The sequence below is a fragment of the Paractinoplanes toevensis genome, assembly GCF_018332695.1.
GTDB classification, from domain to species: domain Bacteria; phylum Actinomycetota; class Actinomycetes; order Mycobacteriales; family Micromonosporaceae; genus Actinoplanes; species Actinoplanes toevensis.
Genome location: NZ_BOQN01000003.1, coordinates 141,616 through 154,622, shown reverse-complemented (window position 1 = coordinate 154,622; position 13,007 = coordinate 141,616). Strand labels below are relative to the sequence as shown.

Genomic DNA, 13,007 nt, shown 5'->3' with positions numbered 1-13,007 from the left:
GAACCGGCCGACGCGGAAAGATCGGCCGCGACCGGGAGGCCGGCGGACTGCCAGGCGGCGAAGCCGCCGTCGAGGACGTAGGCCTCGACGCCGAGCCAGTCCAGCAGCCACCACAGCCGGGCCGCCCACATGCCGCCGTTACGGTCGTAGGTCACGACCGGGACGCCGTCGCGGACGCCGAGCGCGGACAGCGCGGCCGCGAGCACGGCCGGGGCCGGGGCGGCGAAGTGGTAGCCGGCCGTCGGGTCGCTGAGCAGCAGCAGGTCGGCGTGCCGGGAGCCGGGAATGTGCGCCTCCCGCCAGCCGGCCAGGCCGGAAGCCGAGGTGTGGTCGCCGTCGTAGCGAGGGGCGGCCAACTCCACTGTCGCGTCGAGGACGAGCACGCTTTCACCGCGTACCGCCAAATCGGCCGGACCGAGGAGCGGACCCGTCATCGCGGCACCGCCCGGACCGGCGCGGAGCCCGCGCCGTCAGTCGGCCGGAGGGCCGCGTCCGAAACCGGGCGGACGGCCCGGTGCCAATCGAAGTCGGCGGGCAGGATCGCGTTGTCCGCCAGCCAGGTCGTGTACGGCGTCATCAGGTCCTCCCGGATCTCGCCCCACCGGTCACCGTGCCACCAGGTCGGTGCGATCAGCTCGAGGGAGCGGGCCAGGATCGCCCGCGGGAAGTACGGGATCACCCGGTCCAGCACGTCCAGGGTGCCCGCCGGATCGTCCGTGGCGGCGCGGTATCCCTGGGCGGTGACCCGCAGGAACGTGTCCAGCAGGGCCGGATCGGTGAGCGCCGGCCCGGTGCCGAGCAGATAGCTGTGGTAGGGCGGGGCGCCGATCTCGTCGACCGGCCAGACGATCCGCTGCGAGCCGGGCAGCTGGGCGAAGAGCGCGTCCCAGGCCCAGTAACCGCCGAAGGTCGCGTCCACCGCGCCGGCCGCGATGTCGTCCACGCTCAGTTCGCGGTGCCCGCTGTCCACCAGGGTCACCGCGTCCGGGTCGCCGCCGTCCGCCGCGACCAGGTGCCGGACCATGGCGACGCCGCGCGGGGTCGGGTTGAGCGCGAGCCGCTTGCCGGCCAGGTCGCGGGGGCGGGTGATGCCGCGCCCGGCGACGGTCTGGATGGTCTCCATCCCCCGGTGGTTGATCGCGGCCACGCCGTGCAGCGGCTGGCCGGCGGCGCTGCGGACCAGCAGCCGGTTGGTGGGGAAGACGCCCAGGTGCACCTCGCCGCGGGCCAGGTGTTCCAGGGTGTCGCCGCGCAGGGCGTCGAAGACGGTCAGCTCGACGTCCAGGCCGGCGTCGCGGTACCAGCCGTTGCGGCTGGCCACGTAGAGGCCGGCGGCGTTGGTCCAGGGGTGGAAATATTCGAGCATCACGCGCAGGTGGGTCAGGCTCATCGGGGTTCACCTGTCAGGAGATCGGTGAGGCGGCGGCGCAGTCCGACGAACTCGGGGTCGTCGACGACGGTGCCGCGGCGGGGACGGTCGAACGGCACGGTGACCTTTTCCAGGACCGTGGCCGGGCGGTGCGAGAAGACGTAGACGGTGTCGGAGAGGAGGAGAGCCTCCTCGATGTTGTGCGTGACGAAGAGGACCGCCCGGCGGTTGGCCTCCCAGATGTCGAGCAGCCAGCGGTGCATCTCGGCGCGGGTCATCGCGTCGAGGGCGCTGAACGGCTCGTCGAGGCAGAGCAGCTCCTGGTCGGAGATGAGCGCCCGGAGGAAGGCGACCCGCTGCTGCATGCCGCCGGAGAGCTGGTGGGGGTAGGAGCGCTTGAAGTCACCGAGCCCGACCTTCTCCAGCCATTGCCGGGCCAGGCCGAGGTCGGCTTTTCCGGCGATCTCGCGGGCCAGGACGACGTTCTTCTCGATGGTCCGCCAGGGCATGAGGGCGGGTTGCTGGGGCATGTAGCCGATCAGGCCGCGTTGCGCGGCTTTTCCGTCGACCTCGATGGTTCCGGCCGAGGGGGTGAGCACGCCGCCGATCAGGTGGAAGAGGGTGCTCTTGCCGGACCCGCTCGGTCCGACGATGGAAACGAACTCACCCTTCCGCACCACTATGTCCAGATTTTTCAGGACTTCTAGGTCTTTGAAGCTGTGATTCAGGCCGATGATCTCCAGGGCGTCAGCGCTCACGACGGACTACCAGCCTCTCCACCAGCAGGACCAGGCCGAACACCAGCAGGGCCAGGATGATCACGATGGTGATCGCGACGAAGAGGCGGTCCGCCCGGAACGCCGACTTCTGCACGATCATGTAGTGGCCGATGCCCTTGTCGCTGCCCAGCCACTCCGAGATGATCGCGCCGAAGACGCTGTAGGTCGCCGCGATCTTCAGCCCGGAGAACATCGTGGGCAGCGCGTTCGGCCACTGCAGCTTGGTGAACAACTGCCCCCGCCCGGCCCCGCTCATCAGCAGGTAGTCGGCGATCCGCGGGTCGCTGCGGCCGAGCCCGTCCAGCGTCGCGACGGCCACCGGGAAGAAGCAGACCAGGATGATCACGACGAGCTTCGGCGCCAGCCCGAACCCGAGCCAGACCACCAGCAGCGGGGCGATCGCGATGGTCGGCACGTTCTGGCTGATCACCAGCAGCGGGTAGACCGCGGCCCGCAGGAACGGCACCAGGTGCAGCACCACCGCGATGAGCAGGCCCGCGGCCACCCCGGCGGCGAAACCGTAGAGGGTGAGCTCGGCCGTGGCCAGCGTGTGCGTGGTGAGCACGGCGCGCTGCTCGACCGCGGCGTCCCAGATGTCCTTCGGGCTGGGCAGCAGCCACCTGTCCACGCCGGACACCGTGGTGTAGAGCTGCCACCCGGCGATCAGCAGCACGATCGTGATCGCCGGCGGCAGCGCCCTGCGCAGCGTGGTCACGCCGAGGGCAAGAACTCGTTGGTGTACGCCTGGGACGCGTCGACTTCCTTGCTGAGCACCTTCTGCTGGAGGAGCCAGGCGGAGAAGTCGGTCCACACGGTTTCCTTCTGCTCACCCCAGCGCGCCGCGTCGTCGATGTACCGAGGGCTCAGCCACTCCTGGCTCTTCTTGACCAGGTCGGCGTCGAGGTCGGGCGCCGCCTTGAGCAGGATCTCGGCCGACTCGGCCGCGTTCTTGCCGGCGTAGGTGTAACCCTCGGACACCGCCGCGGTGAACTCCTTCACCAGCGTGGGGTTGCCGGCGATCTGCTTCTCGTTGGTGATCAGGATCGGGGTGTAGAAGTCGAGGGCCTTGTCGTAGTCCTTGACGTACTGGATGTTGAGCGGCTGCCCCTTCAACTCGGCGTTGATCCCGTCCCAGCCGTAGAAGATCCACTCGACGTCGATCCCCTTCTTGGTGGCGGTGAGGAAGTCGGCCTCGCCCACGTTCACCACCTTGACCTTGTCCGGGTCGCCGCCGTCCGCCTTGACCAGCGTCTTGAGCAGCGGCTCCTCGATCGGGCCGCCGTAACCGCCGTACGTCTTGCCGGCGTACTGCGCGGGCCGGGTCAGGCCGCGGTCCTTCGGCGAGCCGAAGCCGGAGGTGTTGTGCTGGATGATCGCGGCGATCGAGACCAGGCCGGCCCCCTCGGCCCGGGCCTGGGTGAGCGACTCCTGGGCACTGATCGCGAACGGGATCTTGTCCGCGGCCACCAGCGTGCCCGGGTCGGCGTCACCCGGCTGGACGATCTCCACGTCCAGGCCGTGGGCGGCGAAGAAGCCCTTGGCCTGCGCGACGTAGAGACCGGTGTGGTTGGTGTTCGGCGTCCAGTCGAGGGAGACCTTGACCTTGGTCAGGGCCTGGCCACCGGCACCGGTGGCGGGTTCGTCGTCGTCGCTGCCGCAGGCGGCGGTGGCGAGAGCCAGGGAGGCGGCCGCGAGGGTGGCCAGGACACGACGCCGGCTGATGGCGTTATTCATGGGGGCGACTTTCGTTTGCGATGATTTCTGCACGAAATTTAGGCGTATACAGCAGCCCTCACCAGGCAAACGTGACCGGCATTACATACTGTTCCCACATATCAGACTGGCTTCATAGGATTAACGCGATGTTGATAGCGGTTGCGAGGGGCGCCGGGCGGTGCCCCCGCTCGCTACGCTCGGGTGATGCCGGTGGACGCGTTCTCCGCGCTGCCCGATCCGGCCCGGGCCGGCAGCCTTCCCGACCTGGTGGAACGCCTGCGCCTGCTGAAAGTGTGGGCCGGTGACCCGTCCTACGAGACGATCAAGGATCGGGTCAACGCCGCCTGGGTCGCGGCCGGCCGCCCGGCCGCCGAGCTGACCCGGCGCTCCACCGTCGCGAACTGTTTCCAGGCGGACCGCCGGCGACTGAACACCGACCTGGTCCTGGCCGTGGTCCAGGCCCTGCATCCCGACACGGGTTATGTCGCGCAGTGGCGTCAGGCGCTGCGGGTCGTCGGCGGCGAGACCGAGGCGGTCTCCCAGGTCCGGGTGCACGACAAGCTGCCGCAGGAGCTGGCCGGCTTCACCGGCCGGGCGGCCGACCTCGACGCTCTGATCCGGGCCGCGACGGCCGGCGGCACGGTGATCGCGGCGCTCGAGGGCATGGCCGGCGTCGGCAAGACGCAACTGGCCATCTCCGCGGCCCACCGGCTGACCAGGGAACACGCGGCCGATCGCGTACTGTTCGTCAATCTCCGCGGCTTCCACCCGGACCAGCCGCCGGCCGACCCGGCGGCCGTCCTCGACGGCTTCCTGCGCCTGCTCGGCACGCCCGGCCACCGGATCCCGCACGACCTGCCCGGCCGGGTCGCCGCCTACCGCGAACGCCTCACCGGCACCCGCACCCTGGTCCTGCTGGACGACGCGGCCGACCCCGACCAGGTCCGGCCGCTACTGCCGGCCACCCCTAACTGTCTGACCCTGATCACCAGCCGGCGCAGTCTCACCGGCCTGCCGCCGGTCACCCGGCTCGCCGTCGGCGTGTTCACCCCGGACGAGGCGCTGGCCTTCCTGACCGCCGCGCTGCCCGGGGTGCCGGCCGGCCCGGACGCGCGGGCCGCGGCCCGGATCGCGGCCCGCTGCGGCTACCTGCCGCTGGCCCTCGGCGTGATCGCCGGGCACATCGGCAAGACGCAGGGCTGGACGCTGACCGATCACGCCGACCGGCTCGACGAACGCCACCACGACCGGCGCCTGGACAGTGCCGTCGAACTCGCGCTCGACCTGTCCGTACAACGCCTGCCGACCGGCCGGCGGCGCCTGCTGCGCCTCGCGGCACTGCATCCCGGGCAGGACTTCGACGCGTACGCCGCGGCCGCGCTGACCGATCTCGATCTCCCGGCGGCCAAGGCCGGGCTGGCCGATCTCCGCGCCGACCACCTGCTCCAACCGGCCGACGAGGGCCGGTTCACCTTCCACGACCTGGTCCGCGCCTACGCCACCACCCAGACCCAGGATCAAGACCCTCCTTCGGTACGCCGGGAAGCACTCACCCGGCTGTTCGACCACTACCTGGCCACCGGTGCGGCCGCCATGAACACGCTGCACCCCACCGAGGCGCACCGCCGCCCGCGGGTCGCCCCGGCCACCACCCCGAGCCCCGACCTGAGCGACCCGGACGCCGCGGTCGCCTGGCTGGACACCGAGCGCCCGACCCTGGTCGCGGTGGCCGCGCACACCGCCACCCAGGGCTGGCCCGGCCACACCACCCGGCTGGCCGCCGTCTTCTTCCGCTACTTCCGCGGCGGCCACTACACCGATGCGCTGACCCTGCACGGCCACGCCCGGCACGCCGCCCGCACGGCCGGCGACCGGGTCGCCGAGGCGAGCGCGCTGAACGAGCTCGGCGTCGCCCACCTGCGCCAGGGCCGCCCGCAGCCGGCCACCGAGCACCTCCAGCAGTCCCTCGACCTGTTCCGCGAGGTGGCCGACCCGGTCGGCCAGGCGCACACCCTGTTCGACCTCGGCAACCTGGCCGAGCGCTCCGGCCGCTACCCGGCGGCGGTCGACTACAAGCGACAGTCGCTGGCCATGTACCGGCAGGCCGCCGACCGCACCGGCGAGGCGATGGCGCTGAGCGGCCTCGGCGTCACCCTGGAACGCTCCGGCCACCTGCCCGAGGCCCTGGACTGCTACCGGCAGGCGCTGACCCTGCTCCGGCTGACCGGCGACCGGCGCGGCGAGGCGTACGCCCTGAACGGCCTGGGCGAACTGGAGCTGCGCCTGGGCCGCTACGAGTCGGCCGCGGACCACCTGCACCAGGCCCTGGCCATCTACCGCCGACTGGGCAGCCGCACCGGCGAGGCCAGCACCCTGGACGGCCTGGGCCTGCTGCACACCCGGCTGGGCCGGCTCGGCGAGGCCACCGGCTACTACGAGCGGGCCCTGACGATCTTCCGGGAGACCGGCAACCAGGACAACGAGGCGTGGGTGCTCAACGGCCTGGGCGAGGCCGCCAACGCGGCCGGCCGCCCGGCCGACGCCCGGACCCAGCACACCGCGGCGCTGACCATCGCCACCACCATCGGCAACCGTCAGCAGCAGGCCCGAGCGCACACCGGCCTGGGCCACGCCAACCGCACCCTGGGCCACCGCGACCGGGCCCGCGCCCACTACGAGCAGGCTCTCGCCCACTACACCGCTCTGGACCTGCCCGAGGCCGACCAGCTCCGCACCCACCTCGCCGACCTGGGCGCCCCGGAGCCCGGCGTCACTCTGTGATCGCGGACGCAGACGGCGGCGACCGGGCGCTGGCATGATCACCCGATCGAGGGCGCACCTGCGTCACGTACTTCATGACGGAGTTGTCCGATTAGCGGGATATACACGGTTGCCCGGCGGAGGCCGTACGGGAAGCTTCTGATCTTGATCGTCGCTGTTGTCGTGATCGTCGCCGGGGCGGTGATCGCGGTCCGCACCGTGCGACGGCCCGAGCTGACGCCGGCCGGGCGGACCATCGCCGGGGTCGCCGTCGGCGGGCTGGACGAGAAGAAGGTGCGGGCGGCGGTCGAGTCGTCGGTGCGCGCCCGCGTCGAGCAGCCGATCGCCGTGCGGGTCACCGGCACCGAGGCGACGTTCACCCTCGATCCGGTGGCGGCCGGCATCTCGCTCGATGTCGACGCCACCGTCCGGCAGGCGTTCACCGGCTCGGGCAACGCGGTAGTGACCACCGACGCGACGGAGCTGCAGGCCGCCCTGGCGGCACACCGCCAGGCGGCCACCGACACGGTCGTGCGGCTGGCCGACCCGGTGCCGCGGCTCGAGGCCAAGGGCGACGCGTCGTTCACCTCCTCGGCGAAGGGCGTGACCAGGACCGAGGGCCGGCCCGGCTGGACCATCGACCCGGCCGCGGCGGCCCCGGTCATGGTGGCGGCGGCGCGGGCCGGACAGCCCGAGGCCGCGGTCGCGGGCACCCCGGTGCCGGCCGGCGGCGAGCTGGCCGGCGTCGACCAGCTGATCGGGACGTTCACCACCTATCACCCCTGCTGCGCGCCGCGAGTGACCAACATCCACCTGATCGCGAAGATCGTGGACGGCACGGTCATCGCGCCCGGCACGACGTTCTCCCTCAACCGCAAGGTCGGCGAGCGCACCCGGGACCGCGGCTTCGTGCCGGCCCCCGCGATTGTCGACGGCGAGCTGGAGGACCAGCTGGGCGGCGGCATCTCCCAGTTCTCCACCACGCTGTTCAACTCGGCCTGGTTCGCCGGCCTGCCGATCCTCGAACACCAGCCGCACAGCAAATACATCTCCCGCTACCCACCCGGCCGCGAGGCCACCCTGGACTGGGGCAACATCGACCAGGTCATCCGCAACGACACGGATGCGCCGGTAGTGATCCGAGCGGCCACCACCGGCACGTCGGTGACGGTCGCGCTGTACGGAAGCACCGGAAAGCGCAAGGTGGTCTCGAAAACCGGCCCACGCAACCCGGGCACCGACGGCGGCTTCAGCATCCGAGTGACCCGGACCGTCTACGACAACGGCGCCCCGTCCGGCACGACCACACTGCGCTGGCGCTACACCGGCCTGGACTGACGCTTACGCGGCCGGTCCCCTAGCGCTCCTTTTTCAGTACGCCGTAGCCCCACTACCGTGCCCCGCGGTCCCGCTGAGCGACACTCACCCTCCGCGCGCCCGCGACGGGCGGGCCCGACCCCAAACACCACCCCAACCCCCGACCGAGCCGAGCACCAGCACCAATCTCGGCAATTCACCCCCGCCCATCGCTGCAACTTCCCAAGATCCAGGCGGCGTGGCCGCCCACCCTTCGCCGACCGCCCGCCCCGCGATCTGTGAAGGCAACGTCCCGCGCGAACGCCAACTCCCCAAGATCTAGGCAAGGGGGCCGCACGCCCCGCCACGTGCCGCGTCTGGGCCGGGCCGACGGCGTACCGAAAAGAGACCCTAATAGCCCGCGTCGTCGAGGGCCTTGGTGGCCAGTTCTCGGCCGAGGGTGACCATCGCGCCGGCGTGGTGGAAGTCGAGCACGCCGGCCGCGGTCACCGGGACGGCGATGTGCACGTCGGGTGGCAGGCCGGCCATCCGGTAGCGGGAGATCATGTCCTGCATCGCGTCCAGCGAGTTCATGATCACTTCGCTCAGGCGCAGCTCGACGGGCGGTGGCACGGTCTCCGGGGAGCGCGCGTGCCGCAGCCGGGCCCGCCAGTCGGACGAGCGGGTGCGTTTGGCCGCTGCCCGGATCGGGGCGGCCGACTCGTGGTCGGGGCGGCGGGCCAGCAGCGAGACGGCCACCGTCAGGTCGGCCGGCACCGACGCGGTCGGCTCGATCGGCACCGGGTTGAGCAGGCCGCCGTCGGCCAGCACCCGGCCGTCCACGACCACCGGCGTGATCAGGCCGGGGATGGCGATCGACGCCCGGATCGCCGAGCGCAGCAGGCCCTTCTGGAACCACACCTCGCGCCGGCTGGTGATGTCGGTGGCCACCGCCGTGTACGGGATCGGCAGGTCCTCGATCAGCGCGTCGTCGAGGAAGCCGTCCAGGTGGTCGATCAGCCGGTCGGCGGCCAGCACCCCGGCCAGCGCCCATTTCGGATCGAGCAGCCGGAGCACGTCACGCTGCTTGAGGCCGGTCGCCCACTCGGTGAACTCCTTCAGCCGGCCGGCCGCCATCACTCCGCCGACGAGGGCGCCCATCGAGGAACCGGCGACCGCGACGACTTCGAAGCCGCGTTCGTCGAGCACCTGGATGACGCCGATGTGGGCGAACCCCCGCGCACCACCCGACCCCAGCGCCAATGCGACCCGTCGAGACACGCTCAGATGCTACGGCCCGTTAGGGTCGGGACGCTCGAAATCCTGCGGAGGGGCGATTCCGATGGACACGTTCACGGCACCGCCCGATCCGGGGCCGGCCGGCACGGTTGACGACCTGGTGGAGCGGCTGCGGCGGTTGAAGATCTGGGGCGCCGACCCGTCGTACGAAATGATCAAGGAGCGGGTCAACGCGGCCTGGACCACCGCCGGGCGGCCGGCCGGCGAGCTGGCCCGCCGGTCGACGGTGGCGAACTGCTTCCAGCCGGGCCGCCGGCGGCTGAACGCCGACCTGGTCCTCTCCGTGGTCGAGGCGCTGCACCCGGACGCCGGATATGTGGCGCAGTGGCGGCAGGCGCTGCGGGTGGTCGGCGGGGAGATCGAGGCGGTCTCCCAGGTGCGGGTGCAGGACTCGCTGCCGCAGGACCTGCCCGATTTCGTCGGCCGGGCGGCCGATCTCGATCAGCTGAGGCGGGCCGCGCGGGCCGGGGACGCCGTGGTGATCTCCGCGCTCGAGGGCATGGCCGGGGTCGGCAAGACCCAGCTCGCTGTCCACGCCGGACATCTGTTGGCCGCCGAGAAGGCCTTCGACCGGGTGCTGTTCGTCAACCTCCGCGGCTTCCACGCCGACCCGGCCCAGCCGCCGGCCGACCCGGCCGCCGTGCTGGACGGCTTCCTGCGCCTGCTCGGCGTGCCCGGCCACCGGATCCCGCACGAACTGGACGCCCGCACCGCCGCCTACCGGTCCCGGCTGGCCGGCGTCCGCGCGCTGGTGGTGCTGGACAACGCGGCCACCGCCGGCCAGGTCCGGCCGCTGCTGCCCGAGGCGCCGGGCTGCCTGACCCTGATCACCAGCCGGCACCGCCTCACCGACCTGCGCCGCGCCGATCACCTGGCGGTGGACGTGTTCACCCGGGCGGAGGCGATGACGTTCCTGGCCGGTGCGCTGCCCGGGGTGCCGATCGGCGCCGATCCGGACGCCGCGGCCCGGATCGCCGAGCGGTGCGGCTGCCTGCCGCTGGCGCTGAGCCTGATCGCCGGGCACATCCGCAAGACGCCGGGCTGGACCCTGACCGACCACGCCGACCGACTCGACGAACGCCGGGACGAGCGCCGGCTGGACTCGGGCGTGGAACTCAGCCTCGAACTGTCCTACCGGCATCTGCCGGCCGATCGGCAACGGATGCTGCGCCTGCTGGCGCTGCATCCCGGGCAGGACTTCGACGCGTACGCCGCGGCCGCCCTGACCGATCTCGATCTACCGGCCTCCCGGGCCGGCCTGACCGCCCTGCTGGACGATCATCTGGTGCAGGAGTCGGCGCCGGGCCGGTTCACCTTCCACGACCTGGTTCGCGCGTACGCCGCCGACCGCGCCCACGACCAGGACCCACCCGGCGCCCGGCAGGCCGCGCTGACCCGGCTGTTCGACCACTACCTGGCCACCGCCGCGGCCGCGATGAACGCCCTGTACCCGGCCGAGGCCCACCGCCGCCCCACGGTCTTCCCCGCCGCCGGCCCCGGTCCCGACCTGTCCGACCCGGACGCCGCGGTCGGCTGGCTGGACACCGAACGCCCGACCCTGGTCGCCGTCGCCGGGTACGGCTCGACCACCACCCTGGCGCAGACCCTGTCCCGCTACCTGAACAACGGCTACTACGCCGACGCGCTGACCCTGCACGGCCACGCCCTGCGCGCCGCGCGCGGCGACGGCGACCGCACCGGGCAGGCGCACGCCCTGGCCGGCCTGGGCTTCGCGCACCTGTGCCTGGGCCGCACCGGCCCGGCCGCCGAAGAGTTCCACCAGTCGCTCGACCTGTTCCGGCAGACCGGCGACCCGGCCGGCCAGGCCCGCACCCTGTTCAACCTGGGCAGCATCGAGTTGCAGGCCGGCCGGTTCGCGGCGGTCGTCGACTACATGGGGCAGGCGTTGACGTCCTACCGGCTGGCCGGTGACCTCGAGCACGCCCTGCTCCTGGAACGGCAGCTGGGCAACCGCCCGGGCGAGGCCGGCACCCTGGACACCCTCGGCACCCTGCACAACCATCTGGGCCAGGCCGGCAAGGCGGCCGACTACCACCGGCAGGCGCTGGCCATCTTCCGGGAGACCAGCCACCAGGAGGGCGAGGCGTGGGCGCTGAACGGCCTGGGTGAGGCCGCGGCGCCCGCCGACGCGATCACCCACCACACCGAGGCCCTGGCCATCGCCACCGACATCGGCGCCGCCGGCCAGCAGGCCCGCGCCCAGGCCGGCCTCGGCCGGGCCCACCAGGCGCTGGCTCGGGAGCACTACGAGCAGGCCCTGGCCGGCTACACCACGCTCGGTCTGCCCGAGGCCGAGCAGGTCCGAGCCCGGCTGGGGTCACTCGTTGAGCGCTGAGTGCCGCCGGCTGTAGAGGAAGTAGATCAGGAGGCCGAGCGCGAACCAGACGGCGAACCGCAGCCAGGTGACCGGGGACAGGAAGGTGATCAACCAGAGCGAGAAGATCACGCCGAGCGCCGGCACCACCGGCATGGCCGGCAGCCGGAACGAGCGGGGCAGGTCGGGCCGCCGGTAGCGCAGCACGATGACGGCCACGCAGACCACCACGAAGGCCAGCAGGATGCCGATGTTGGTCAGTTCGGCGGCCTCCTCGATCGGCAGGAAACCGGCGATCACCGCGGACGCCACCCCGACGATCCAGGTGACCCGGGTGGGCACGTGCCGGGTCGGGTGCAGGCGGGCGAACCAGGACGGCAGCAGGCCGTCGCGACTCATCGAATACCAGACCCGGGTGACGCCGAACATGAACGTGAACATCACGGTGAGGATGCCGATGATCGCGCCGACCGCGATGACGTCGGCCAGGCCGGACAGCCCGACCGAGGCGAACGCCGTCGAGAAGCCGCTCTCCGGGTCGATGTCCCGGTAGTTCTGCATGCCGACCAGCACCAGGCAGGCCAGCACGTACAGGATCATCGAGACGATCAGCGAGTAGATGATCGCGCGCGGCATGTGCCGCCGGGCGTCCCGGGACTCCTCGGCGGCGGTGCTCATCGCGTCGTACCCGAACACGGCGAAGAACACGGTGGACGCGCCGGTGATCGCGCCGCCGACGCCGAACGGGAAGAACGGCGTGTAATTGGCGGTGCTGATGTGGAACACGCCTACGACCACGACCAGCAGCACCACCGCCACCTTGATGACGACGACCGCGGTCTCGGCGCGGGCCGCGGCCCGGATGCCCTGGTTCAGCAGAAAGGCGATGAGCAGGCAGAGCAGCACCGCGAACAGGTCGACGACATGCCCGGCGCCGGTGCCCGGCGCACCCAACATCCACTGCGGCAGGTGTACGCCGATGTCGTCGAGCAGGAACGAGAAGTACCCGGAGATGCCGATCGCCACCACGGCGACGATCGCGGTGTACTCCAGCAGCAGGTCCCAGCCGATGAACCAGCCGACGATCTCACCGAGGACGGCGTAACCGTAGGTGTAGGCGCTGCCGGCCCGCGGGATCAGACCGGCGAACTCGGCGTACGAGAGGGCGGCGCACGCCGACGCGACCCCGGCGATGAGGAACGAGACGATGACGGCCGGCCCGGCCGTCTTGTTGGCCACCGCCCCGGCCAGCGCGAAGATCCCGGCCCCGATGATGCCGCCCACGCCGATCGCGGTGAGCTGGAACAGCCCGAGCGATCGGTTGAGGCCGGTCTCGGCCTCGTCGGTGATGTCCTCGATCGGCTTGCGCCGGAAGAGTTCGGACTGCCCCGGTGTCATCATGACGCCACCTCCCGGTCCAGTTTGACATTTATGGATCTCGATATATAGCTTC

Annotated in this window: 10 protein-coding genes; 3 read left to right on the top strand and 7 right to left on the bottom strand. The window is 71.8% G+C overall.

Translation table 11 applies throughout. From position 1 onward, the window contains the following. The 5 genes from Ato02nite_RS01740 to Ato02nite_RS01720 form a co-directional block, all read right to left on the bottom strand. The coding region (locus Ato02nite_RS01740) for a sulfurtransferase (protein WP_281419681.1) at positions 1-434 on the bottom strand (434 nt) is incomplete at its 3' end. Further along, positions 431-1,390, bottom strand: coding sequence for an ABC transporter substrate-binding protein (locus tag Ato02nite_RS01735; RefSeq protein ID WP_213004528.1), 960 nt, complete (start codon positions 1,388-1,390; stop codon positions 431-433). The genes Ato02nite_RS01735 and Ato02nite_RS01740, both read right to left, overlap by 4 nt. Next, positions 1,387-2,127, bottom strand: coding sequence for an ABC transporter ATP-binding protein (locus tag Ato02nite_RS01730; protein ID WP_213004527.1), 741 nt, complete (start codon positions 2,125-2,127; stop codon positions 1,387-1,389). Before Ato02nite_RS01730 ends, Ato02nite_RS01735 begins: the two co-directional genes overlap by 4 nt. Continuing rightward, positions 2,117-2,863, bottom strand: a complete 747-nt coding sequence (locus tag Ato02nite_RS01725; RefSeq protein WP_213004526.1) for an ABC transporter permease — start codon at positions 2,861-2,863, stop codon at positions 2,117-2,119. Before Ato02nite_RS01725 ends, Ato02nite_RS01730 begins: the two co-directional genes overlap by 11 nt. Next, positions 2,860-3,882, bottom strand: a complete 1,023-nt coding sequence (locus Ato02nite_RS01720; protein ID WP_213004525.1) for an ABC transporter substrate-binding protein — start codon at positions 3,880-3,882, stop codon at positions 2,860-2,862. Before Ato02nite_RS01720 ends, Ato02nite_RS01725 begins: the two co-directional genes overlap by 4 nt. A 186-nt stretch (positions 3,883-4,068) precedes the next feature. On the opposite strand from Ato02nite_RS01720, the gene Ato02nite_RS01715 reads away from it, so the two are divergent. Together Ato02nite_RS01715 and Ato02nite_RS01710 are read left to right on the top strand one after the other, a co-directional pair. Continuing rightward, complete coding sequence (locus Ato02nite_RS01715) at positions 4,069-6,645, top strand: tetratricopeptide repeat protein (protein WP_213004524.1); 2,577 nt, start codon at positions 4,069-4,071, stop codon at positions 6,643-6,645. 144 nt (positions 6,646-6,789) lie between these two features. Further along, positions 6,790-7,962, top strand: a complete 1,173-nt coding sequence (locus tag Ato02nite_RS01710; protein ID WP_213004523.1) for a VanW family protein — start codon at positions 6,790-6,792, stop codon at positions 7,960-7,962. A 369-nt stretch (positions 7,963-8,331) separates the two neighbouring features. Here the strand turns inward: Ato02nite_RS01710 and Ato02nite_RS01705 are convergent, their stop codons facing one another. Continuing rightward, a complete protein-coding gene (locus Ato02nite_RS01705) occupies positions 8,332-9,201 on the bottom strand; it encodes a patatin-like phospholipase family protein (protein ID WP_246605970.1) in 870 nt (289 codons plus the stop codon). 61 nt (positions 9,202-9,262) lie between these two features. Here Ato02nite_RS01705 and Ato02nite_RS01700 point away from each other — a divergent pair, with 61 nt between their 5' ends. After that, positions 9,263-11,575, top strand: coding sequence for a tetratricopeptide repeat protein (locus Ato02nite_RS01700; RefSeq protein ID WP_213004522.1), 2,313 nt, complete (start codon positions 9,263-9,265; stop codon positions 11,573-11,575). Here the strand turns inward: Ato02nite_RS01700 and Ato02nite_RS01695 are convergent. Continuing rightward, on the bottom strand, positions 11,558-12,955 hold the full coding sequence (locus Ato02nite_RS01695; protein WP_213004521.1) for an amino acid permease: 1,398 nt from the start codon (positions 12,953-12,955) through the stop codon (positions 11,558-11,560). The two genes, Ato02nite_RS01700 and Ato02nite_RS01695, sit on opposite strands and share 18 nt — an antisense overlap. Between the last annotated feature and the right edge of the window lie 52 nt (positions 12,956-13,007).

What these genes read in the sequence shown, in the direction of transcription:
- Ato02nite_RS01695 (WP_213004521.1), bottom strand. Translation starts at nt 12,955, where the DNA reads ATGATGACACCGGGGCAGTCCGAACTCTTCCGGCGCAAGCCGATCGAG.
- Ato02nite_RS01715 (WP_213004524.1), top strand. Translation starts at nt 4,069, where the DNA reads ATGCCGGTGGACGCGTTCTCCGCGCTGCCCGATCCGGCCCGGGCCGGC.
- Ato02nite_RS01720 (WP_213004525.1), bottom strand. Translation starts at nt 3,882, where the DNA reads ATGAATAACGCCATCAGCCGGCGTCGTGTCCTGGCCACCCTCGCGGCC.
- Ato02nite_RS01735 (WP_213004528.1), bottom strand. Translation starts at nt 1,390, where the DNA reads ATGAGCCTGACCCACCTGCGCGTGATGCTCGAATATTTCCACCCCTGG.
- Ato02nite_RS01700 (WP_213004522.1), top strand. Translation starts at nt 9,263, where the DNA reads ATGGACACGTTCACGGCACCGCCCGATCCGGGGCCGGCCGGCACGGTT.